The sequence below is a fragment of the Arthrobacter sp. Leaf337 genome, assembly GCF_001423745.1.
Taxonomy (GTDB): Bacteria; Actinomycetota; Actinomycetes; order Actinomycetales; family Micrococcaceae; genus Arthrobacter.
The window spans coordinates 1-23,534 of sequence record NZ_LMPC01000029.1 but is presented as its reverse complement, the minus strand read 5'-3'; the positions used below and the strand labels follow the sequence as shown (position 1 = coordinate 23,534).

The following is a 23,534-nucleotide window of genomic DNA, read 5'->3' as shown; positions in this document are numbered from 1 at the left end:
ACCTCCAAGCCAACCCAAACTAAGAAGGAGCAAGCATGTCATTTGGACAACGCAATTTCGACCGCCAGAAGCCGGAAATTGACTTCCCCGAGGGGGATGTCCCCACCGAACTGGTGATCACCGATCTCATCGAGGGCGACGGAGCCGAGGCCAAGCCGGGCGACACCGTCTCCACCCACTATGTCGGAGTCGCCTGGTCCACTGGCGAAGAATTCGACGCGTCTTGGGGCCGCGGTGCACCGCTGGACTTCCGCGTTGGCGTTGGCCAGGTCATCCAGGGCTGGGACCAGGGCCTGCTGGGCATGAAGGTCGGCGGCCGCCGCCGCCTGGAGATCCCCTCCGAGCTCGCCTACGGTTCCCGCGGCGCCGGCGGAGCGATCGGACCCAACGAAGCACTGATCTTCGTGGTGGACCTCGTCGGAGTCCGCTAAACGGACGACGGTCCGGCGCCAGCCGGACACGCCTGAGGAAGCGCGGTAACAATCGGAAGGAAATTTCCGTTTGTTGCCGCGCTTTCGGGGTTAAGGCGCAACGGCTTTAGTAACGTAGCCAAGGTGTCCGCCTCACGTACAGAACGCCTCCTAAACCTGCTCATCGCGCTCCTCAACACCCGCTACGGCCTGCGACGCAGTGAACTGCGCGACAAGGTGTACCACGACACGAGCAGCAGCGAGGTTGCCTTCGGCCGCATGTTCGAGCGGGACAAGAGCGACCTCCGCCAGTTCGGCTTCGACGTCGAAACAGTGATGGACCAGGGCTGGGGCTCGGATGATCCTGCCACAACGCGCTACCGCATCGGCAAGGAGTCCAACCGGCTCCCCGACGTCAGCCTCACCTCCGCCGAATGCACGGTGCTCATCCTGGCGGCGCAGCTCTGGGAGCAGGCCGCACTCGGATCGGCAGCGCAGGACGCCATGCGCAAGCTGCAGGCGGCCGGCGGCCTCACGGAGGCCGAACTGCCGGCCGGCGTTCAGCCGCGGATCAAGCCCGCCGGCCAGGCCTTTGAGGACCTCATCAGGGCGATGCACGCCCAGCATCCCGTCAGCTTCACCTACCTGGCCGGCAGCACGGGCCGTGAAGAAGCCCGGACCGTTGAGCCCTGGGGCCTGGGCAGCCGCTTCGGGCAGTGGTACCTGGTGGGCTTCGACCGGGCCCGTAAAGCGAAGCGTTTCTTCCGCCTGTCCCGCTTTACGTCCGCCGTAGCCGTCCAGGAGAAAGACGACTACTCGCGTCCGCAAGGCTTCAACGTCCGGCTGGAGCTGGACTCCCTCCCCGAGCTGCCGGTGCAGTCCTCGGTGGTGGACGTGGCGGAAGGCAGGGTGCTTGGCCTGCGCAAGCGCGCCACCGAAGCCCCCGCAGACATCCCGCTGGACGCGCCGCTGGAGACGTCCGACGCCGGGTGGGACCGGCTCAGCGTCCCCTTCAGGGATGCTGAGGTGCTGGGTGAGGAACTCGCCTCCTACGGGCCCAACGTGGTGGTCCGCGCGCCGGCCGAACTGGTATCGGCAGTCCGGAGGCGGCTGAAAGCTGCAGCGGACTTCGTAGCGTCGCCGGCGCCCGCGATCGCCTTTTCGGAAGCTGCCCCGGCGAAGCGCCCGCGTAAGCGAACGTCCGAGGACCAGCTCAAGCGGATGCTTCAGCTGGTGCCGTTCCTGGTCCACAACCAGGGCCTGCATATCACCGAGGTTGCTTCCAGTTTCGGCGTGACCCGGAAGGAACTGGAAGACGACCTGCGGATCCTGATCTGCTCCGGCCTGCCCGAGGGGTACCCGGATGACCTCCTGGACATCCAGTGGGAAGACGACCACGTCTTCATCACCCAGGACCTTGACCTCAACCGTCCGGTCCGCTTCACGGTGGACGAGGCCTGCGCTCTCCTGACGGGCCTGGAGACCCTCAACGGCCTGCCCGAGCTCGCAGAGGGGAGCGCCCTGGAGTCCGTCACGGTGAAACTGATGGCGGCGGCGGGCGAGGAGGGCCTGAAGGCAGCGTCCATCGCCGGACCCCAGGTGGGCCCGGCTAATTCCGCATACCTTTCGACGATCCGGCAGGCCATCGCGGACGGCCTGCAGTTGCACCTCGCCTACTTCTCCGCGCAACGCGACGCCATGTCCGAACGGGACGTCGACCCGCTGCGGCTCTATTCACTGGACAACACCTGGTATTTCGAGGCCTACTGCCACAGCGCACAGGGGCTCCGGAACTTCCGCCTGGACCGCATCGAGAGCCTGGAACCGAACGGCCGGCCCGTGACCGAAGCTGCAAAGCCCGCCGAGGGTTTCCCGGTGAAACTCTTCACCCCGAACGACGACGACACTCTGGTCACCGTGGAACTGGCGCCGCAGGCCATCGGGCTCGCCGACGACTACTACTCGGAGCGGACGGCTCCGCTTCCCAACGGCGGTCTCCTTGCCGAAATCAGGTTCGGCAGCACCGGGTGGCTACCGACGTTCGTTGCCCAGCATGGCGGAGCCGTCCGTATCCTTGCGCCCGCCAGCCTGGCTGAGGCTGCCAGTGACTGGATCGGCGCGGCCCTGGCCCGCTACGGCGGCTAGACTACTCAGCATGCCTTGGTGGTCTTGGATCCTGATCTGGATAGCGCTCGTAGCCGTTTCCCTACTCTTTTATGTGCTGTTGGGAATAAGGCTGTTCAGGCAGTTCATGGCCACGGCCAGGGACCTGGGTGCTGCCGGTGAACGGTTCGGCGCACCGCTCGCCAACCTCACCGACCCAGCACCGTTGCTGGGCCAGACGCCCGACGGGGAGCACGGCCCGGAACGGCACCCATTGGCCGGTTCAGCGGTTTTTGCCTCGCCGATGCAGATGAGACATGATTACCTCACGTCCAAATCCTCCCGCAGGGATGAACGCCGCCGCCGGCGGGTTCAGCGCAAAGCGGACCGTGGCCAGCCCCAGGCGCTGCGCGACATCGATTTCGGTTAGACGTAGGATGTATTTCGAGGAAAGGACTTCCAGTGGGACGACTCTTTGATGGCCCTTGGCCCATCGTCATTATTATCATCGTGGCTCTGCTTCTTTTTGCTGCCCCCAAGCTTCCGGCCATGGCCCGCAGCCTCGGCCAGTCAATGCGGATCATTAAATCCGAGGTCAAGGAAATGAAGAACGACGGCAAGCCCGAGGCCAAAGACGGCACGGACCCGGTTGAAGGCAAAATCGTCAACCACCCGCAGTCCCGGCCGCAAAACGGTGACACCGGCAGCGGCACTGGCAGCGCCGACGGCACCGACGTTCCGCCGTCGAACCGCGTTTGACCTGAAGTGGCACTGACGAAGGGCCGTAAATCCAACCCCGAGGGCCGGATGGCCCTGATGGACCACCTTAAGGAGCTCAAGAACCGGCTCATTAAGTCGGCCATCGGACTTGTCATCGGCGGCATCGGGGGCTGGATCCTCTACGACCCGGTTTTGAGCGCCCTGAAGGAACCCGTCGATCGGATCGCCGAGACAACCGGCGGCACCTCTTCGGTGAACTTCTCAAGCATTGCATCGCCGTTTGACTTCAAACTGCAGCTTTCGCTGCTGATCGGCGCGGTCATCTCGAGCCCCATCTGGATCTACCAGCTGTGGGCCTTCATTACCCCCGGCCTTACCAAGAAGGAACGGCATTACACGCTCGGCTACATGGCCGCAGCCGTGCCGCTCTTCCTTGCCGGCGTCTGGGTTGGCTGGATGGTGACGCCGCAGGTGGTGCGCGCGCTGACCCAGTTCACCCCTGCCGGGTTCTCCAACCTCATCGATGCCCGCGACTATGTCGACTTCGTCACCCGCATGGTCCTGTTCCTTGGCCTCGCGTTCCTCGTCCCCGTCGTCCTGGTGGGCGTCAATATGGCCGGCATTATCAGGGGCGAGACCATCCTGAAAGCATGGCGCATCACGGTCTTCCTGGTCTTCGTGCTTGCCGCCGTCGCGGCACCGGGAGCGGACGCACTGTCCATGTTCCTGCTCGCAGGCCCGCTGCTTGCATTGTTTTTCGCCGCCATCGGACTCTGTATCTTCAACGACCGGCGCCGGGACCGTAAGGCTGCGAAGATCGCCGCCGAAACTGACGCGACGGCAGACATCGCGACGCCCGGGTCGGAACTGGGGAAACTGTAGCCCCTCGCCCACTAGGCTGGAAGTATGTCCTCCACAACCGGGCCACAGTCGCCATCCGAACTCTATCGGGCCAGTGCCGAACGGACCGCAGAAGCCAACACCTACCTCGGCGCATTCGTCCGGACGCTGGATTTCGAACTCGACGATTTCCAGCGCCAGGCCTGCAAATCCCTGCAACAGGGCAGGGGAGTGCTGGTCGCGGCCCCCACCGGTGCCGGCAAGACCATCGTGGGGGAGTTCGCCATCTATCTGGCACTCCAGCGCGGGCTCAAAGCCTTCTACACCACCCCGATCAAAGCGCTGAGCAACCAGAAGTACTCGGAGCTGGCGGACAAGTACGGCCCGGAAAACGTAGGACTCCTGACAGGCGATACCAGCCTCAATGGCGACGCCCCGGTGGTTGTGATGACAACCGAAGTCCTGCGGAACATGCTCTACGCGGATTCAGACACCCTGGACGACCTCGGCTTCGTGGTCATGGACGAGGTCCACTACCTCGCTGACCGGTTCCGCGGCGCCGTCTGGGAAGAAGTCATCATCCACCTGCCGAGCGAAGTCCAGGTGGCTTCGCTGAGCGCCACAGTTTCCAATGCCGAGGAATTCGGCGCCTGGCTTGACACTGTCCGCGGACACACCGACGTGATCGTTACCGAGCACCGGCCGGTGCCGCTCTGGCAGCACGTCATGGTGGGACGGGAGATCGTGGACCTCTTCGCGGGCGAAACGACATTCGATGAGATTGCCCCCGAAGGGGAAGCGAACCCCGGCGCAACGGCCATGACGGCCAACGTAGCCCTCGAACGGGGGTTTGAAGTGAACCCCGACCTGCTGGCCATGGCACGCACCGAGAGCCAGATGAATTCACGGGCCCGCTTCGGCCATGGCGGACGCAGCCAGCGTCGCCAGCAGAACCAGCGCGGCGACAACCGCTCCCAGGCAGCCCAGCAGAGTGCCGTCCGCAAGGCCAGCCGCCCCCAGGTCATCGCCAGCCTGGACCGGCAGGACCTGCTGCCCTCCATTACCTTCATCTTCTCCCGCGCCGGCTGCGATGCTGCAGTGGCCCAGTGCGTCGCAGCCGGCTTGTGGCTGACTACCGAGCGGGAACAACAGATCATAGCCAGCCGCGTTGACGAAGCGGCACAGGACATCCCCTCTGACGATCTGGACGTACTCGGATTCTGGAGTTGGCGCGACGGCCTCCTGCGGGGTCTGGCAGCCCACCATGCAGGGATGCTCCCGACGTTCAAGGAAGTCGTGGAGAAGCTCTTCGTCGAAGGCCTGGTCAAGGCGGTCTTCGCCACCGAAACCCTGGCGCTGGGCGTCAACATGCCGGCACGTTCCGTGGTCCTCGAAAAGCTGGACAAATTCAACGGCGAAGCCCACGTTGGCATCACCGCCGGCGAGTACACCCAGCTCACCGGCCGCGCCGGACGCCGCGGCATCGATGTCGAGGGCCACGCCGTGGTGCTCTGGCAGCCCGGGACGGACCCCACAGCAGTGGCAGGCCTCGCGTCCCGCCGCACCTACCCGCTGAACTCGAGCTTTCGCCCCACGTACAACATGAGCATCAACCTCCTGGCGCAGTTCGGCAGGCCGCGTGCCCGGGAAATCCTGGAGTCCTCCTTCGCCCAGTTCCAGGCGGACCGTTCCGTGGTGGGCCTGGCCAAGCAGGTCCGGAGCAGGGAGGAGTCCCTGGCCGGCTTCCAAAAATCCATGACATGCCATCTCGGTGATTTCACCGAGTACTCCCGGCTTCGGCGGGAACTTTCGGACACGGAAAACGCCGCCTCCCGCAGCACTTCGAAGGCCCGCAAGTCCATTACCGAGGACTCCCTGAGCAGGCTACTCCCCGGCGACGTGGTGGACGTGCCGACAGGCAGGGCGCCCGGTCTGGCTGTGGTGCTCGGCTCAGACCACAACTCCCGCGAGCCGCGTCCCGCGGTGCTGACGCTGGACAACCAGTTGCGCAGGATAGGCATCCAGGACCTTGAAGGGCCCATCACCCCGGTGACCCGGGTCCGCATCCCCAAGTCGTTCAACGCGAAGGTCCCCAAGTCGCGCAAAGACCTGGCGGCTTCGGTCCGCAACGCCATCCGGGAAAACCGTCCCCCGGCGCCCGGAAACACCCGCAACACTGATTTCGGCAGGGCGGCTGCCCTGCCGGACCAGGAGAAGCGGATTACCGAACTGCGGCTGGCGCTCCGGTCCCATCCGTGCCACGGCTGCAGTGAACGCGAGGATCACGCACGCTGGTCGGAGCGCTGGTTGAAACTCCGCCGCGAAACGGACGGACTGGCCCGCGAAATCCAGGGCCGGACAAACACCATCGCCAAGACGTTCGACCGGGTCTGCGACCTTCTCTCCAGCTATGGCTACCTCGAAACGTCCGATTCGGGAAGGGTGACCATCAACGCCGACGGCCAGAAGCTGCGCCGTATCTACGGCGAAAAGGACCTCCTCATTTCCCAGTCCCTCCGGCAGGGTGCGTTCAGCGACCTTGACGCCACCGAAGTGGCGGCACTCGCGAGCGTGCTGGTTTTCCAGGCCAAGCGGGAGGAACGCGGGCTGCGGCCCAGGATGCCCAGCGTGTCGCTGGAGACCGCCGTTGACATCGTCGTTCGGGAATGGTCTGTGCTGGAAGATGCCGAGGAAGAGAACAAGCTTCCGTTGACCGGTGAGCCGGAGCTGGGGCTCGTGTGGCCCATCTTCAAGTGGGCCAAGGGCAGGCACCTCCAGGAGGTCCTCAGCGGCACGGACCTGGCAGCCGGCGACTTTGTCCGGTGGGTCAAGCAGGTCATCGACCTCCTGGACCAGCTGGCGAAGATCCCCGGCCTGGATCCGAGGCTCTCACGGCTCTGTTCGGAGGCCATCATCCTGGTGCGCCGCGGAGTGGTTGCCTACTCCACGGTGGTGTGACCCCAACGGTCCCGCCCGCACATTTCCACTACCTTCAAGGCTGCTTAGGAGCACCACACAACATGACTGACGCACGGGCGGACCAGCCGGCCGGAGAACGCAAAGTTACGCTTTACCGCAATGGTTCCGTCTACACCGCTGCCGACCCCTTTGCCACCGCACTGCTGGTGGACGGTGACACCGTGGCATGGGTCGGTTCAGAGCAGGCAGCAACATCCATCGCCGATTCGACCATGGACATCGTCGACCTTCATGGCGCACTCCTGGCCCCCGGCTTTGTTGACTCACATGTTCACCTGACCGAAACGGGCATTGCCCTGGACTCGCTGAAACTCGGCGCAGTGCGCTCGGCCGCCGAACTCCTGGATGCCGTGGCTGCCTCCGTTGCGGGGTCGTCAGCCGATGCCGGTGCCACCGTCCTGGGCCATGGCTGGGACGAGAGCAACTGGTCCGACCCGGCACTGCCCAGCCGCGAGGAACTGGAACGTGCGGCAGGGGGCCGGCGCGTGTATCTCTCCCGCGTCGACGCCCATTCCGCGCTGGTGTCATCATCCCTGGCCGAAGCAGCCGGCCTGGCCGGGTTGGACGGCTACTCGGCCGGCAGCCAGGTGAAACGCCAGGCCCACACGTCGGCCAGGCTTGCCGCGCGGCAACTGCCGGACGAGGCCCTGCGAAGCTACCAGTCGCGCGCCTTGGCCGACGCCGCCGCAAACGGCTATGTGGCAGTGGCGGAAATGGCCGCGCCGCATATCGGCAGCCCTGCAGACCTGCGGATTGCCGCCGGTTGGAACGGCCCGGATGCACTCGGGAAGCCGATGCCCGAGGTCCTGCCGTACTGGGGCCAGCTGGCCGGGTCCGAGGAAGATGCCCGCGCTATCCTGGCAGGCCTCGGAGCAGGCGTGCGCGGACTCGCCGGTGACCTGAACGTTGACGGTTCCATTGGGTCCCGCACTGCCGCACTGAGGGACGACTACAGCGATGCCCCGGGAGAGCGCGGCAGCCTCTACCTGTCGGTGGACCAGGCAGCCGCCCACCTGGCCGCCTGTTCCATGCTGGGCATCCAGGGGGGCTTCCACGTCATCGGAGACGCAGGACTCGACGCGGCCCTGGACGCACTGGACCGGGCGGCCGCGGAAGTGGGGGAGCAGCGGGTCAGGGCCGCCGGCCACCGGTTCGAACATGTGGAAATGGCCGATGCCGAAGCAATCGGCCGGCTGGCCAAATACTCCGTGACAGTCAGTGTGCAGCCGGGATTCGACGCGGCGTGGGGCGGGGCCGGGCGCCTTTATCAGGAACGGCTGGGGCACCGGGAGCGCGGGATGAATGCTTTCGCATCGTTCTATGCCGCAGGGGTTCCCATCAGCTTTGGCAGCGACAGTCCTGTCACTCCGCTCAACCCTTGGGCAAGCGTCCGCGCCTGCCTTGAGCACAGCAACCCGGACCAGCGGATCTCAGCGAGGGCGGCGTTCCTTGGCCATACCAGGGCCGGCTGGCGGGCAGCCAAGTACCGCAACCCGATGGCCGGCCAGCTGGTTCCGGGCGCACCGGCCAGTTTCGCGGTCTGGGAAGTGGAGGAACTCATGGTGCAGGTCGCCGACGGCCGGGTTCAGTCCTGGAGTACGGACCCCCGGGCGCGCACACCCTTGCTGCCGGCGCTGGACACCGGCCGCGATCCTGTGTGCCTGCAGACCGTCCGGGACGGAAAAGAGTTGTTCACAAACGGCTCCCTGCGGTCATAGGCCGGAAAGCTTACCGGCGCGCCGTATGCTCCTGACCTGCAGTTATGCCTAAAACTGCAGGTCAAACCCGGGTTGACACTGCCGGGGCTGTCCGTAGCATTGAGTCGCAACGGACGGAACCAACAGTCAAGGGGTCTCCGTCTGGCCGCGTGACTCGCCAGCAGGTGCCCAGCCCGGACCTGCCGTCGGGCCAGACCGTGGCAGTCCCGGGGGCAGGTCCACTTTGCAGCAGAAAACAGTTCCGCCGAGGCACATCGTATCCGGATGCAACTGGCCCGAGGCATGTGGACCTGCCCGCGGCCCGCCCGCGTGACGCGCCCCGCCAGCGCAAACTCCCTATAATGGTGACTTGCGCCTTAAAGCCCTCACTTCTGTTCGGCTTCGTGGCGCGTGACCGCTCCCATCAAGGAAAGGGCCTCGCTGTGCGTGTCCTCACCATCATCCCGACCTATAACGAGCTGGAATCGTTGCCCAAGACACTCGCACGTCTGCGTGCAGCCGTCCCGGCTTCCGATGTGCTGGTGGTGGACGACAACAGCCCGGACGGCACCGGACAGCTTGCGGACGGCATCGCCGCGGAGGACAGCCAGGTCCACGTTCTGCACCGCGAAGGCAAGGCCGGCCTGGGAGCCGCCTACATCGCCGGCTTCAAGTGGGGGCTGGAAGCCGGGTACGACATCCTGGTGGAAATGGACGCCGACGGATCCCACCAGCCCGAGCAGCTGCAGCAGCTCCTGGACGCCGTGGAAGAAGGCGCAGACCTAGCCATGGGCTCCCGCTGGGTGCCGGGCGGCAGCGTGGTCAACTGGCCGCTGTACCGCCAGGGCATCTCACGGATCGGCAGCACGTACGCCCGCCTTATGCTGGGCATCAAAATCAAGGACGTCACAGGCGGCTACCGCGCCTTCCGGCGGACGACGCTTGAGAAGCTCAACCTGGACCAGGTGGACTCCGTGGGCTACGGATTCCAGGTGGACCTCGCCTGGCGGGTGGCCAAAATGGGCCTGAAGATCGTGGAACGACCCATCACGTTCGTGGAGCGGGAACTCGGAGCTTCCAAGATGAGCGGCAACATCGTGGTGGAAGCCATGATCAACGTCACCAAGTGGGGACTCACCGCCCGCTGGCGGAAGCTCACAGGCCGCGGTTCGGCCACGTCCTAGCCGGCCCGTGCTGAACGTCCGGCACTAGCCGGACACAAGAAACACTAGCCGGACACAAGAAAAGGGCCGGGCCCGTAACCTCTCCAAGAGGTTACGGGCCCGGCCCTTGCGTTCTCGACTTCGCGGGGCGCCGGTTTAGGCCGAGCGCCGTTCGCCGCGGCGTTCGCGAAGGATGGTCAGACGGTCTTCGAGGATCTGCTCGAGCTCGGGCAGTGAACGGCGTTCCAGGAGCATGTCCCAGTGCGTGCGCACGGCCTTCTCGTTGCTGTTGACGGGGCGTTCGCCGTCAACGAGCAAGGCTTCCTTGCCGGTCTTCGAAACCCACACCGGAGGAATCTCGGCTTCGGAGGAGAAGGTAACGAAGACCTGCTCGCCGTCCTCGCAACGATACTCAACCCGCTGGCGCGGAGCCGGCTCAACACCGGACTCGGTCTCCATGCTCTGTGCGCCAAGACGCATGCCCCGGAGGCTGCGATCGCTCATGATTTCTCCCTTTGGTCGGTTCGCGGAGCCAGGCTCCGCGCTAGCCGGGGCAGCTCACGCCTCGGACTACTGTTTGCACTGCCCTGCATCATTAGACACAACGCTTTGCCAAGCTTGATTGTTCCAGCAGGTCTGAACCGGCCGGACAAATATCCCATTATACGGGCTAACTTCCCGGCGCGTAAAGCCGGACGCTGCCGCAGGCGCAAGGAGGTGCCCGCAACGCGGACACCTCCCGCGGCCAATGCCGGACGTTGTTGCCTACAGAGGCTGCCGCGGGTCCGCGGGCTGCGTGCCCCCGTGATTGGCGGCGGTGCCGCCGCCAGTGCCGCCGTCGTCCGACTTGGTGTCACTGCCGCCGTCGAAGAGACCGCCGGTGCGGGGATCGGCATTGTTGCCTCCGAGGACATTGCCGATGCCCTTCAGGGCCTCCCCGACTTCGCTGGGGATGATCCAGAGCTTATTGGAGGAACCCTCGGCCAGCTTCGGCAGTGTCTGCAGGTACTGATACGCCAGGAGCTTGTTGTCCGGGTTGCCCTTGTGGATGGCGTCGAATACTTTCTGGATGGCCTGGGCTTCACCGTCGGCGCGGAGGATGGCAGCCTTGGCATCACCTTCGGCCTTCAGGATGGAAGACTGGCGCTGCCCTTCCGCCGTGAGGATGGCCGACTGCTTGGTGCCCTCAGCCGTGAGGATGGCTGCGCGGCGGTCGCGCTCGGCACGCATCTGCTTTTCCATCGAATCCTGGATGGAGTGGGGCGGATCAATGGCCTTCAGTTCCACACGGGAAACCCGGATGCCCCAGCGGCCGGTCGCTTCATCCAGGACGCCGCGAAGCTGGCCGTTGATCTGGTCGCGGGAGGTCAGGGCCTCCTCGAGGTTCAGGCCGCCAACAACATTTCGGAGCGTGGTGGTGGTCAGCTGTTCGACCGCCTGGATGTAGTTCGCAATCTCGTACGTGGCTGCCCTGGCGTCCGTGACCTGGAAATAGACCACCGTGTCAATGGAGACGACGAGGTTGTCCTCGGTGATAACCGGCTGCGGGGGGAATGACACAACCTGCTCGCGAAGGTCCAGGAGCGGCAGGAGCCTGTCCACGAAGGGAATCAGGATGGTGAGGCCCGGGAGCAGGGTCCGCTGGTACTTACCGAGCCGTTCCACGACGCCCGCGCGGGCCTGCGGGACGATCCGCACCGACCGGACCAGCACTATTATTACGAACGCAACGAGAACCAGCAGCACGATTGCGACTGCGATATCCATACATCACCTATTCCCCAGTTATGTGCCTTGCTATTTTCGCGGCGGTGGTCCGCCGCGTGCCCGGCGCCGGTGGCGGCGGCCGGAAAAATGTCCTTGCGTGCTGGCGCTGCCGGTCCTACTGGACGGCCGTCTCCGGCTGTGGCGCCACCACCGCGGTGGCTCCTTCGATGGCCGAAACCACTACTCGCTGCCCGGCGTTCAGGACGCCGTTCTCCGAGCGTGCGCTCCAGACGTCCCCGCCGATCTTGACCAGCCCGGAGGAGGTGCTGACGGTCTCCATGACGAGGGCGGACTCGCCGATCAGGCGGTCGATGTTGGTCCGCTGCTCCGCAGGGCCTTTCTTCAGGTGCTTCAGCGCAACCGGACGGACGAAGACCACCATCAGCAGTGAGACTACGCAGAAGACCACGATCTGCAGCCAGAAGTCGGCACCGGCGAAATCAGCCAGCAGTCCGGCCAGCGCTCCGCCTCCCAGCATGATGAAGAAGAGGTCCAAGGTGAGCATCTCCACCACGGCAAACGCCAGGAAAACGGTGAGCCACAGTGCCCACCAGTTCTCGTTAAGCCATTCAAACATGCGTTCCCCCTCCGTCCCCGGGGCTGCGGACGCAGGCCCTCAGTAACTGTCCTTCCATCCTAGACCGAAGCGGCGGGGCGCAGGAGGGGACCGTTTGGCACGTTCGGAAAGTAGTCAAGTCGTTATGCGGGCGGCTGCTCCAAGGGTTCAAACACGCTGATTCGGAACCGGGCCGAGACCTGCGTGAGGGGCGGCAGCGCCGCGATGATGGCGTCCAGGGCTGCGGGATCCAAGTGGTGGCCGGCGGGCCCCATCAGGGCCAGATTGCCGACGTCGGCCGGTTCAAGCCCCAGATCCAGGTCCAACTCCCGGGTGGAGCGCTGGGCGAAATGTCCCGCCAGGGAGGCGGCAAGCCGCTCCTCCTTGGCCGGCTCGATCCCGAGCATGCCGGTCTGTCCCGCTATTTCAGCAAGATGGCCTGACCGCGGGGTGACCACGATCAGCCGCCCGCCGGGGCGGAGCACGCGGGCGAATTCCGCGGCGTTCCTCGGCGCGAAAACCACCGTGACGACGTCAACAGCTGCGTCCGCGACCGGAAGCGGCTGCCAGACGTCGCTGACCAGGTTGACGGCGTCGGGATTCATCCGGGCCGCGCGCCGCAGCGCGAATTTGGAAATATCCAGGCCAATGGCGGACGCGGGGGCCACCGCCAGCAGCGCATTCAGGTAATGTCCGGTTCCCGTTCCGGCATCCAGCACCGCAGCGTCCGCCCCGCGAAGCGCCGCGGCGGCCAGTTCCGCGACCGCGTCGGCAAGCGGCCGGTAATGCCCGCTGGACAGGAAGTCGAAGCGGGCGGCCACCATAGCGGCGGTATCGGCTTCGAAGACAGTGCCCTTGCCCACCAGCAAGTTGAAGTAGCCCTGCCTGGCCGCGTCGAAACTGTGGCCCTCCGGGCAGGCCAGCCGGTCTCCGCGGAAGGTAAGGCTGTTCCGGCAGACGGGGCACAGGAGCAAACGGGCGGCGTCGGGAAGCATGCACCCAATCCTAGGGCCGCGGCGGGGGTCGCCGTCCCCGGCGCCCCACGGCCTGAAGCACCGCGACCGAGCGCGGCGTGAGTTATTTCACAGGTCATGCGGGAGCCGTTAGGCTCACAGGCGTGAAGCCTGAACATCTGCCCCTGCTGAAGTCCGTTTCCGCCCCCGCCGTCCACCCTGACGGCAGCCGGGCCGTGGTTTCGGTGGTCCGCCCCGATTTCGACGCCGACACCTACGTGGGCCAGCTCTGGACCGTGCCGCTGGATCCGGAGAAGCTGCCCCGCCGGCTGACCCGCGGTTTCCGCGACACTGCCCCGGCTTTTTCGCCGGACGGGCTGGTGCTGGCGTTCCTGCGCGCGACGGCAGGCGGGAGGCCGCAGCTTCACGTCGTGGAGGCGGCCGGCGGCGAACCGCAGGTCCTGACCAACGCCAAGCTCGGCGTCTCATCCTTTGCGTGGTCTCCCGATTCGCGCAGCATTGTCTTCGGCGCCAGAACGCCCGACGACGGCCGGTACGGCACGCTGGACGGCGTATCCGCCGGTGCTGAGGACGCAAGGCTGATCACGGACTACAAATACCGGATGAACGGTGTCGGGTATACGGCGGACAAGCCCCTCCAGCTCTTCATCGTGGAGGTCCCCGAACTGGACGACGAACCGCGCGTGGCGCCGGTTGGCCGGGCGCTGAAGGCCCGCAAGCCCGCAGCGAAAGATCCGGCGGCGGGCCCCGGTCCGGCGGCAGACGCCGACGCCCGCGAAGCCGCAGCCCATGCGGCGGCGAGCGAACTGCTCCCGGCCGCGCGGCAACTGACCTTTGCCGCGGCAGACCACAGCGGTGAATCGTTCAGCGCGGACGGACAATCCGTGTACTTCGTTGCCGCCCTTCACGAAGGCAGTGACCGTGATCTGGAAGCCGGTGTGTACCGGGTGGCAGCCTCGGGCGGTGAGCCGGTATCCATCAAAGCCGCCAACAGCGGGCGCCAGACGGTCGGTGCCGCACGCCAGTCCAGGAACGGGAAGTGGCTATTCTACACCGCCCAGGAACTCGGCGAGTCCGGCCAGGACTTTGTGGCACGGAATACGGCCCTGTACGTGATGCCGGCGGAAGGCGGCGACGCCAGCGTCCTCAGCGACGTGGAAATGATGGACCTTGCCGGAGGCTCGGGGGGACTGGAGCTCCGCGGCCCTGATTCGGTACTGCTCCTGAACAACGCGCAGGGAACGGTTGAGTTGCTCGAGTTTGGAGCAACAGGCAACCACTCGCTGCTGGTCCACGGAGACCGGGTCGTCACAGGCGCTGCGTCCGCGGGCGGCTCACTGTTCGTCAGCCTCTGCGACGCCGCCACAGCGGGGGACGTCGCGGCGCTGGAGGGCGGCCAGCTGAGGCTGTTGACGGATTTTTCGGCCGAATTGCGGCTTCAGGCCGAGATTATTGAGCCCCGGGAACTGACCTTCGATGCGGCTGACGGCTACCCGGTCCACGGCTGGCTGGTGCTGCCGCCCGGAAAAGGTCCGCACCCCGTCCTGCTCAACATCCACGGCGGGCCTTTCTCGCAGTACACCGTGGCCCTGTTCGACGAAGCCCAGGTCTACGCCGCGGCCGGCTACGCGGTGCTCATGTGCAACCCCCGCGGCTCTGCCGGTTACGGCCAGGCCCACGGGCGTGCCATCAAGGAAAAGATGGGAACCGTGGACATGCTGGACGTCCTGTCCTTCCTCGACGGCGCGCTGGCAAAGTTCCAGGAGCTCGACGGCGGTTCGCTCGGGATCATGGGAGGTTCCTACGGGGGATACCTCACGGCGTGGACCATCAGCCAGGACCACCGTTTCAAAGCGGCCATCGTGGAGCGCGGATTCCTCGATCCGGTCAGTTTCGTCGGCTCCTCGGATATCGGCTGGTTCTTCGGCGGCGAATACACCGGAAGTTCAGCGGAACAGATGGCCGCCCAAAGCCCCATGGCCACCGTCCGCAACGTCCGCACGCCGTCGCTGGTCATCCACAGTGAAGAAGACCTCCGCTGCCCGGTGGAACAGGGCCAGCGATATTTCACGGCACTGAAGCAGCAGGGTGTGGACGCTGCGTTCCTTGTCTTCCCGGGCGAAAACCACGAGCTGTCCCGGTCCGGCACCCCGCACCACCGGAAGCAGCGCTTCGAGGAAATCCTGCGCTGGTGGTCCCGCTACCTGCCCACCCGGGCCAACCCCTAGTCCGCGGGTTCGTCCGGCAGGAAGCCCAGCTCCTGCCGGGCGAGGCCAATGTCCGGGTGGGCCCACCGCGCACCGTATTCCGCGTTGTTGCTGAGGGAGCGCAGCTCGGCTTTGTCGATGTAGAGCACTCCCTGCAGATGGTCCGTCTCGTGCTGGACGATACGCGCCTGCCAGCCGGAGAAATCCCGCTGCAGCGTGGTTCCGGTTGCGTCGGTAAAGTCGAGGCGCACTGACTCGTGCCGCGACACCACGGCCTGCAGGCCTTGGAGCGAAAGGCAACCTTCGTAGAAGGCCGCGGCGCCGGTCCCCACTGGGGAATAGCTCGGGTTGATGACCGCAAAGAACTCCAGCGGTGTCCGGTTTCTGACAGCGGCAATGTCGGCGTCGACGTCGTACTGGTCCTCGAGGACGGCGAGCTGCAGGGGAATGCCCAGCTGCGGGGCCGCCAGGCCGACCCCGGGCGCGTCATGCATCACCTCACGCATCAGCGCGATGAGCGCCGCGAGTTCGGCGCTGTTCAGCTGGCCGTCGTACGGTGCAGCGAGCTGCCGGAGCACCGGATGGCCGGCCTGCACAATGGGCGGAAGCACCCCGGCGGCGAGGATCTCCTGGACGGTTTCCCTGATCCGGGCGTTGCTGAACGGGGTGGGGTTCGCGACGTGAAGCATGGGAAAAGCCTAGTGCGCTGTGCAGGCCGCCGTGACGAACGCGTGGATCCGGCCCGTCAGGGCGGCACCGGCAGGAACCTTGAACACGCCGCGCCGTCCGCCGACATCAAGGCGCAGGGGCAGCAGGGTTCCCACCTTGTCTTCAGCGACGGCATGCGGATCGCAGCGGGCGGGGCGGAACCGGAGCCGGAACTCGCCGGGGCTCCCGCCGGCAGCAACCATGACTCCGCGCGGCCACGGACTGTTCGGGGCTTCGGCGAGAAGGGTGGTGCCCTCGATGCTTTCGATGGTCAGGGTGCGCGGTGTCCCGGCTTCGGCCGCGCGGGGCGTCACTTGAAGGCGTACGACGGCGGTCCGGCCGTCCGCCGCAACCTCCAGTTCCGGGGCGAGATCCATCCGGGCGATGCGCCCGGCGTCCTGCGCAAGGCAGAGTTCAGCGCGGTTCCGTGGCAGGACTCCGAAGGGGTCCGCTGCCGGCAAACGCACGTCGCTGGATATAGAGCCCTGGCGGAAGGACACCTCTACCTCCGCCGCCGCCGCGCCCGCCGAGGTATCTGCGTCGGCATCCGCCCCAGGGCTGCCGCAGGCTGGCGCCGGCAGCATGGCCGGCAGGCTTTTTGTCTGGCCCGGCGGCACTTCGGTGCCCTCCGGCATTGCCCGCCAGGATGTGCCCGCCGGGAACAGGGAACTGGACACCTCAGCACTGAAGACCGTTAGCGGCACGGACGAGGTGTTGCTGAGCTGGATCTCGATGATCTGCCTGCCGTAGTTGTCCCTGAACTGGTTGAGTTCCGCCGTCAACGGAGCGGCCACCGCCGCCTCCGTGCTGCAGCCCTGCAGCGCCGGAACTGCCACCGCAGCAGCGAGTACGACGGCGGCTGTTGCTGACCATCGTCGCTTCCCTTGCGCTGCGCCGTCCATGCCAGCAGTCTAAAGGCCCGTTGAATCCGGGCGCCTGGCCATGGGCTACCCTCGTTCCATGACCGAACAGACCCCGCTCAACTGTGTCCTTGGATTTGTCCGCGCCATTGAGGCCGGCGGCGGCGCCGCTGAAGTGGACAGCTTCCTGGCCGAGGACTTCACGCTGGCTGAAGCGCCGCACCTGCTCGCGCCGGAAGGGTCCACTCGCAGCCGTGCGCAGGTGCTGGCGGGGGCGGATCAGAGCCGCCAGGTGGTGTCCGGGCAGCGTTTCGACGTCCGGCGGACCACATGCGAAGGAGGCCGCGTGGTCCTGGAAGCGGACTGGTCGGCCACGCTGCTGATGGACCTGCGCTACTGGGACGCCGGCGATACGATCCGGGCCCGCACCACATCGGTCTTCGAGGTCCGCGACGGAAGAATCACCAGTCAGGACAGTTACGACTGCTACTTCGGCAGTGATTCAGAGGCGGACCCGGCAGGTGCGGAGTAGTCCGCTGCGGCGGTGAACTGCGCTAGTGCATGGTGAACCGGGCGGCCACGCGTGAATTGACCGCCGGCACGCCCGCCGCAGATCCGATCAGCCGGTTCCGGACTGTCCACCACGGATGCGCCAACGGCCTGCCCAGCGCCATGTTGATTTCTGCCTGCCGGGCAGCCTTAGCGGCCGCCCGCAGCCTGTGACCTTCAAACGACCGGAGATCCCGCTCCAGCCCGGTCCGCGCCAGCCGGCGGAGGATGACCGGCACCAGTTCAGCAGCATCCAGCCAGCCCAGGTTCATGCCCTGGCCGCCGATGGGGCTGATTTCGTGGGCGGCGTCACCGATGACCGTGATCCTCCCGTGGACCATGCGCTCCACCAGCCGGGTACGGGCGCCGAAGCTGCTCAGCATCGAATTGGTGCCAGCGTCGACCGCGATCCCGGTCCGCTCCTGCACGATCCGCGCCAGGCTGCCGGGAGTCGGCGCACCCGGAATAGCGCCAGCAGCGACCAGGGCGCCCGGCAATCTGGCCACCCAACGCCGCACTCCGCCCGGCAGCGGAAAGGACTCCACGATGCCGGCGGTTTCCAGGAAAAGGGCTGCGTCCGGGCCGAACGCCGTGTTGTCGGCGAAGTCTCCCATCAGGTACCTGTCGCCATACACCTTCAGCCGGGCGGGGGCGTCCAGCAACTGGCGGACAGTGGAGCGCACCCCGTCCGCGGCCACTGCCAGGGACGCATGAATCCTGGATTCCCCGCCGGCGGTGAGGACGTCCACCGCAACTGACGTCCCGTCGTCGTGAATTCGAGTCACGGTTGCGCCGCGGAGAAGCGCGCCGCAGTCCAGCTCCCGGACGCGCCGTTCCAGGGCGGCTTCCGTTCGCGCCTGCGGAACGGACAACACGAACGGGTAGCGCCGGGACACTGAGTCGAAGGACATTCCCGCCACTTCCACGCCGCCCCCGATGGCAACTCCGCGGCGGATCCGGACGCCCTCGGCTACCAGGCCGGACGCTACGCCGATGCAGTCGAGGGCTTCCAGCGACGGGGGTTGGATGCCGATGGCGCGGGAGTGGGCGTTGGGCTCCGCGCGCTGTTCCAGGATCCGGACCGACACTCCGTGCTGCAGCAGGAGGGCCGCCAGGAACATCCCCACCGGCCCGCCGCCCACCACGACGACGTCAATCACCGCGATTGGTCCGGTCCAGAGTGAGCAGGTTGCGGAAGGGGAAACGGGGCGCAACGGCCCAGCCCGGGGGAGCGGCAGCCTGGAGTTCCGCCGCCGTGTAGCTGCGGCGGATGGACGTCAGCCCGTCGTCCCTGATGAAGGATCCGGGAAACGGCCACGAAACGGCGTAGAACAGCGCGTACGCGGCGGGGCTGCGGCGAATGTCGTTGTGGAGGACGTGGCCGCGGGATAGCAGCGCCGATTCGGCAAGGAACTGCGGTAGTTCAACTGTGTCCAGGTGGTGCAGGACGTGATTGGACAGGACGACGTCGTAGCGCTGTCCCTCGGCTACCAGGCCGGCAGTTGACGCCTGCCGGAACGTCACGCCGTCGACGCGCCTGCGGCGCAGGGCGAACTCGAAGGCCCGGCGATCCGGATCAATGGCCGTGATCTCCACCCTCCGCCGGTCCCTGGCCGCCCACGCCGCCAACATTACGGGCACGTCCCCGCCGCCGCAGCCGATGTCCAGCAACGTCGTCACTTCTGTGGCTGAGAGAACGGGCCTGAGATGGGTCCGGTAGATTCCGCGCCACCCGGCAATGGCCCTGTTCACCACGGAAAACTGCGCGTACGTGCGGTCCAGCCGCGCCGGATCACAGCCGGGACGGTCCATTTCCTCAAGGGCGTGGACGTCCCGCTCGCGCAGCCATCCCGAGCCAGCCATCAAACGGGCTGCCATCAGAGGAGCGACGGCTCTGTCCGTGCTGCAGCAGGCAGTACTGAGGACTCCCCGGCTGCCTCGGGTGAAGATCCTGCGAGCGGTGCACGCACCTTGGTGAACATCGCCGTTTCCACCGTGAGCCCCGGCCCGAACGCCATCGAACAGATGCGTTCGTCGCCGTCCTGCGGCGGGAGTCCGGCGATGTGCTTGAGGACAAAAAGCACCGTGGCGCTGCTCATGTTGCCGAATTTGCGGAGGGTTTCCCGGGCAGGAACCAGCTGCTCGTCCGTGAGCTCAAGCCGGGACTGCACCTTGTCCAGGATGCTCCGCCCGCCGGGGTGGATGGCCCAGTGGGTGATGTCCCGGTAGGGGAGTCCCCGCAGGGATTCGTCGCGCGCAAGCAGCGGCTCCAGTGCGCCGATGATGTGGTCGTCAATGATGTGGGGGACGTAGTTGCCCAGCACCATCTCGAAGCCTTCGTCGCCGATGTTCCATGCCATGGATTCCTCGCCGACCGGAGTGAGCACAGTCTCGAAGTGGTCCAGCCGCAGCAGGGGGTTGCCGTCGGGGATGTCCCGGGCCGAGACGACCGCGGCAGCGGCGCCGTCCGCAAACAGGGCCGAGCCCATGATGGTGTCGGGGTCGTTGGAGGTGCGGACGTGGAGCGAACAGAGCTCGGCGCAGACCACCAGGACCACGGCGTCGGGGTCCGCCTCGCAGAAGGATTTGGCGGCACGCAAGGCCGGAAAAGCCGCGTAACAGCCCATGAAGCCAAGGTGGTAGCGCTGCACAGCCGGGTTAAGGCCCAGTGCGCGGACGATTTTGTAGTCAGGACCCGGGTTGAAGAAACCGGTGCACGAGACCGTGACCAGATGGGTGATATCAGCTGACTCGACGCCGGGACAGGCATCAAGCGCGGCTTTGGCAGCCTCCACGAAGAGTTTGGTGGCTTCGCGGCCGAAGATGTCGTTCCTGACCTTCGTACTGGGACTCAGTACCAGGCCGGTATCGGGGTCAAAAAATTGTGGATCGTCGGCACGGCTCTCTTTGGTCAGCTCCGTGACGGCAGTATGGCGGGTGTCGATGGCGGCGGAATCAAAACAGGTGTTCACGAGCCGCGACCCCAGCCTGGTCAGCCCCGGCTGGGCAGCAAACACATCACGGGCCTCGGACTGAATGAGTACGGTGGGCGGGACAGCAGTTTCCAGGGACCTCAGGTAGACCGTCATGGTTCATTCTCAGTGAGCTTTCGCCTTAAGACAATGGTGGCTACCATACGGTAGGAAGCCCGGCGGACCCCTAGAGGCTGGTTAGATTGAGCCAGGTGACCGCCCGGCGAATGCCACGAGGCGGCCCCGATGAGCAGATGGAGAGACGATGACCATGGCCACCACGTCGGACCCGCAGTCGTCCGCGCTGCATGTAGCCGACACTCACGACCTGATCCGTGTGCAGGGTGCGCGGGAGAACAACCTCAAGGACATCAGCCTGGAGCTCCCTAAGCGGCGCCTGACGGTGTTTACGGGCGTCTCCGGATCGGGCAAGAGTTCACTGGTCTTCGCGACAATCGCCGCCGAGTCGCAGCGGATGATCAACGAAACCTACAGCGCGTTCGTGCAGGGCTTTATGCCCAACCTGGCGCGGCCCGACGTCGACTTCCTCGAGGGCCTGACCACGGCCATCATCGTGGACCAGGAGCGGATGGGTGCCAACCCGCGCTCCACGGTCGGCACCGCCACCGACGCCAACGCCATGCTGCGGATCCTCTTCAGCCGCTTGGGCAGCCCGTACGTGGGCCCGCCAACGGCATACTCATTCAACGTGCCCACCCGCAAGGCCAGCGGCGTCATGTCCACCGACCGGGGCGGCCGCGTCGAGAAGAGCGTTGTCAGCCAGGCTGTTTACCTGGGCGGCATGTGCCCGCGCTGCGAGGGCATGGGCAATGTCAGCGATATCGACCTCACCGCCTTGTACGACGACAGCAAGACACTCAGCGACGGCGCCCTCATGGTTCCCGGCTACTCGATGGACGGCTGGTACGGCCGGCTGTTCGAGGGAGTCGGCCTGCCAATGGACAAACCGATCGCCAAGTTCACGAAGAAGCAGCTCGACACGATGCTGTACGCCGAGCCCACCAAGATCAAGGTGGAGGGCATCAACCTCACCTACGAGGGCATCATCCCCAAGATGCAGAAGTCGATGCTCTCCAAGGACCCCGAGGCGATGCAGCCGCACGTGCGCCGGTTCGTCGAGCGGGCGGTGACGTTCCAGACCTGCCCCGACTGCGAAGGCACGCGGCTGACCAAGAACGTCCTGACCTCGAAGATCCAGGGCAAGAACATCGCCGAGCTCTGCGAGATGCAGATCACCGACCTTGCCGACTGGATCCGTGACCTCAACGAGCCCTCAGTGGCGCCGTTGCTCAAGGGACTGCAGCACCTGCTCGACTCCTTCGCCGAAATAGGCCTCGGCTACCTCTCGCTTAACCGGCCGGCCGGGACGCTGTCCGGGGGAGAGGCACAGCGGACCAAGATGATCCGCCACCTGGGCTCGTCGCTCACCGACGTCACCTATGTCTTCGACGAGCCCACGATCGGCCTGCATCCGCATGACATCGAGCGCATGAACCGGCTCCTGCTCCAGTTGCGCGACAAGGGCAACACGGTGCTGGTGGTCGAGCACAAGCCGGAGACGATCGCCATTGCAGACCACGTCGTCGACCTGGGACCGGGCGCAGGTACGGCCGGCGGAACGCTCTGTTTCGAGGGAACCGTCGAGGGGCTGCGGGGGAGCGATACCACCACCGGGCGCCACCTCGACGACCGGGCGGTCCTGAAGGACGCTCTTCGTACGTCAGCCAGCAAACTGGAGATCCGCGGCGCATCGACGCATAACCTCCAGGACGTGGACGTCGATGTCCCGCTCGGCGTGCTCTGCGTCGTCACGGGGGTAGCGGGCTCCGGGAAGAGCTCGCTGATCCACGGCTCTATTGCCGGCCGCGACGGCGTGGTGGTCATCGACCAGGCAGCCATCAAGGGCTCGCGCCGCAGCAACCCTGCTACGTACACAGGCCTGCTCGAGCCGATCCGGAAGGCGTTCGCCAAGGCCAACGGCGTCAAGCCGGCGCTCTTCAGCTCCAATTCTGAAGGCGCCTGTCCCGCCTGTAACGGTGCCGGTGTCATCTTCACCGAACTTGGCGTTATGGCCACGGTCGAGTCGCCCTGCGAGGACTGCGAAGGCCGGCGGTTCCAGGCATCGGTCCTGGAATACACGCTGGGCGGCCGGAACATCGCGGAGGTGCTGGAGATGCCGGTGACCGAGGCGACGGTTTTCTTCGATTCAGACGACGCGAAGGTTCCGGCTGCCCATAAGATCCTCGCGCGGCTTTCCGACGTCGGGCTCGGCTACCTCAGCCTGGGCCAGCCGCTCACCACGCTGTCCGGCGGTGAGCGCCAGCGGCTGAAGCTGGCCGCCCAGATGGCCGAGCAGGGCGACGTGTACGTCCTCGACGAGCCGACCACCGGCCTCCACCTTGCCGATGTCCGGCAGTTGCTGGGTTTGCTGGACAGGCTTGTCGACTCCGGCAAATCGGTCATTGTGATCGAACACCATCAGGCCGTCATGGCTCACGCTGACTGGATCATCGACATCGGCCCGGGCGCCGGGCACGACGGCGGCAGGATCGTTTTCGAAGGAACCCCGGCAGAACTCGTTGCAGGACGCTCGACGCTGACCGGCGAGCACCTCGCAGCGTACGTCGGCGGCTGAACGTCCGAGCTTCAGGGTGAACGGAACGCGGTTTAAGCACGGCACGATCAGCCGTAACCACGACACGGAAAACGGGCGGAAAACAGGCCCCCTCTCGCCTGGCCGGACTTCTCCCCTATAACGCCGATAATCTACATTATGTAAAGTAGTTCGGAATTTGGGCATCCCCCGCGGGATCAGGATCTGCGGGATCAGGATGTGCGTTCGTCGACTATCCGGTTGTCCTGTCTCATCTAAGTTGAGGCAATCTCACTACAGATGATGCATTGGCGGTTTCTGTCTCACCACACTTAAGGCATTGGTGCGGCGTGTCTCACTTCACTTAAGGCATCAGCGAGAAGATGTTTCGTTGCCGCATCGAAATCGCGCAGAG

General features: G+C 65.8%; 20 protein-coding genes. 11 read left to right on the top strand and 9 right to left on the bottom strand.

What is annotated here, in order from left to right:
• Positions 1–35: 35 nt before the first annotated feature.
• From ASF98_RS19785 to ASF98_RS19750, 8 genes are all read left to right on the top strand, one after another.
• Entirely contained in the window at positions 36–431 is a 396-nt protein-coding gene (locus ASF98_RS19785) for an FKBP-type peptidyl-prolyl cis-trans isomerase (protein ID WP_028269209.1), read from the top strand.
• A gap of 123 nt (positions 432–554) precedes the next feature.
• On the top strand, positions 555–2,555 hold the full coding sequence (locus ASF98_RS19780) for a helix-turn-helix transcriptional regulator (RefSeq protein WP_055805702.1): 2,001 nt from the start codon (positions 555–557) through the stop codon (positions 2,553–2,555).
• Between the two features lie 10 nt (positions 2,556–2,565).
• The gene (locus ASF98_RS19775) at positions 2,566–2,943 is read left to right on the top strand and encodes a hypothetical protein (RefSeq protein ID WP_055805700.1); all 378 of its coding nucleotides are present in this window, start codon (positions 2,566–2,568) and stop codon (positions 2,941–2,943) included.
• Between the two features lie 32 nt (positions 2,944–2,975).
• Positions 2,976–3,272, top strand: coding sequence for a Sec-independent protein translocase subunit TatA (gene tatA / locus ASF98_RS19770; protein ID WP_055805697.1), 297 nt, complete (start codon positions 2,976–2,978; stop codon positions 3,270–3,272).
• A gap of 48 nt (positions 3,273–3,320) precedes the next feature.
• Positions 3,321–4,115 (top strand): twin-arginine translocase subunit TatC, encoded by a 795-nt coding sequence (tatC, locus tag ASF98_RS19765; protein ID WP_055806611.1) that lies wholly within the window; start codon positions 3,321–3,323, stop codon positions 4,113–4,115.
• A gap of 24 nt (positions 4,116–4,139) precedes the next feature.
• Positions 4,140–7,031: a DEAD/DEAH box helicase gene (locus tag ASF98_RS19760; RefSeq protein WP_055805694.1), complete on the top strand. Its 2,892-nt coding sequence runs from the start codon at positions 4,140–4,142 to the stop codon at positions 7,029–7,031.
• A 62-nt stretch (positions 7,032–7,093) separates the two neighbouring features.
• Positions 7,094–8,770 carry an amidohydrolase gene (locus ASF98_RS19755; protein WP_055805691.1) on the top strand — a complete coding sequence of 559 codons (1,677 nt, stop codon included), beginning with the start codon at positions 7,094–7,096 and terminating at the stop codon, positions 8,768–8,770.
• Between the two features lie 422 nt (positions 8,771–9,192).
• A complete protein-coding gene (locus ASF98_RS19750; protein ID WP_055805688.1) occupies positions 9,193–9,933 on the top strand; it encodes a polyprenol monophosphomannose synthase in 741 nt (246 codons plus the stop codon).
• 135 nt (positions 9,934–10,068) lie between these two features.
• Here ASF98_RS19750 and ASF98_RS19745 read toward each other — a convergent pair whose 3' ends face one another.
• The 4 genes from ASF98_RS19745 to ASF98_RS19730 all read right to left on the bottom strand — a co-directional run bounded on the left by ASF98_RS19745 (position 10,069) and on the right by ASF98_RS19730 (position 13,230).
• A complete protein-coding gene (locus tag ASF98_RS19745) occupies positions 10,069–10,416 on the bottom strand; it encodes an RNA polymerase-binding protein RbpA (protein WP_026266329.1) in 348 nt (115 codons plus the stop codon).
• Positions 10,417–10,677: 261 nt separating this feature from the next.
• Positions 10,678–11,679 (bottom strand): SPFH domain-containing protein, encoded by a 1,002-nt coding sequence (locus ASF98_RS19740; protein ID WP_082506966.1) that lies wholly within the window; start codon positions 11,677–11,679, stop codon positions 10,678–10,680.
• A gap of 115 nt (positions 11,680–11,794) precedes the next feature.
• Complete coding sequence (locus ASF98_RS19735; protein WP_055805686.1) at positions 11,795–12,256, bottom strand: NfeD family protein; 462 nt, start codon at positions 12,254–12,256, stop codon at positions 11,795–11,797.
• A gap of 122 nt (positions 12,257–12,378) precedes the next feature.
• On the bottom strand, positions 12,379–13,230 hold the full coding sequence (locus ASF98_RS19730; protein ID WP_055805684.1) for a putative RNA methyltransferase: 852 nt from the start codon (positions 13,228–13,230) through the stop codon (positions 12,379–12,381).
• Between the two features lie 122 nt (positions 13,231–13,352).
• On the opposite strand from ASF98_RS19730, the gene ASF98_RS19725 reads away from it, so the two are divergent.
• Positions 13,353–15,437 carry a S9 family peptidase gene (locus ASF98_RS19725; RefSeq protein ID WP_055805682.1) on the top strand — a complete coding sequence of 695 codons (2,085 nt, stop codon included), beginning with the start codon at positions 13,353–13,355 and terminating at the stop codon, positions 15,435–15,437.
• Here ASF98_RS19725 and ASF98_RS19720 read toward each other — a convergent pair.
• On the bottom strand, positions 15,434–16,105 hold the full coding sequence (locus ASF98_RS19720; RefSeq protein WP_055805678.1) for a peptide deformylase: 672 nt from the start codon (positions 16,103–16,105) through the stop codon (positions 15,434–15,436). The genes ASF98_RS19725 and ASF98_RS19720 overlap by 4 nt on opposite strands.
• Positions 16,106–16,114: 9 nt before the next feature.
• The gene (locus ASF98_RS24315; protein ID WP_235506094.1) at positions 16,115–17,026 is read right to left on the bottom strand and encodes a hypothetical protein; all 912 of its coding nucleotides are present in this window, start codon (positions 17,024–17,026) and stop codon (positions 16,115–16,117) included.
• Positions 17,027–17,084: 58 nt separating this feature from the next.
• On the opposite strand from ASF98_RS24315, the gene ASF98_RS19710 reads away from it, so the two are divergent.
• Positions 17,085–17,516: a nuclear transport factor 2 family protein gene (locus ASF98_RS19710; RefSeq protein WP_055805675.1), complete on the top strand. Its 432-nt coding sequence runs from the start codon at positions 17,085–17,087 to the stop codon at positions 17,514–17,516.
• A 22-nt stretch (positions 17,517–17,538) separates the two neighbouring features.
• Here ASF98_RS19710 and ASF98_RS19705 read toward each other — a convergent pair whose 3' ends face one another.
• The 3 genes from ASF98_RS19705 to ASF98_RS19695 are packed head-to-tail and all read right to left on the bottom strand — an operon-like array spanning position 17,539 to position 20,622.
• On the bottom strand, positions 17,539–18,693 hold the full coding sequence (locus ASF98_RS19705) for an FAD-dependent oxidoreductase (RefSeq protein WP_055805673.1): 1,155 nt from the start codon (positions 18,691–18,693) through the stop codon (positions 17,539–17,541).
• The gene (locus ASF98_RS19700; RefSeq protein ID WP_055806601.1) at positions 18,686–19,396 is read right to left on the bottom strand and encodes a class I SAM-dependent methyltransferase; all 711 of its coding nucleotides are present in this window, start codon (positions 19,394–19,396) and stop codon (positions 18,686–18,688) included. Before ASF98_RS19700 ends, ASF98_RS19705 begins: the two co-directional genes overlap by 8 nt.
• 14 nt (positions 19,397–19,410) lie before the next feature.
• On the bottom strand, positions 19,411–20,622 hold the full coding sequence (locus ASF98_RS19695) for a type III polyketide synthase (RefSeq protein ID WP_055805670.1): 1,212 nt from the start codon (positions 20,620–20,622) through the stop codon (positions 19,411–19,413).
• A 148-nt stretch (positions 20,623–20,770) separates the two neighbouring features.
• Between ASF98_RS19695 and ASF98_RS19690 the strand changes: the two genes are divergently transcribed.
• Positions 20,771–23,161 carry an ATP-binding cassette domain-containing protein gene (locus ASF98_RS19690; protein WP_055805666.1) on the top strand — a complete coding sequence of 797 codons (2,391 nt, stop codon included), beginning with the start codon at positions 20,771–20,773 and terminating at the stop codon, positions 23,159–23,161.
• The last annotated feature ends 373 nt before the right edge of the window (positions 23,162–23,534 follow it).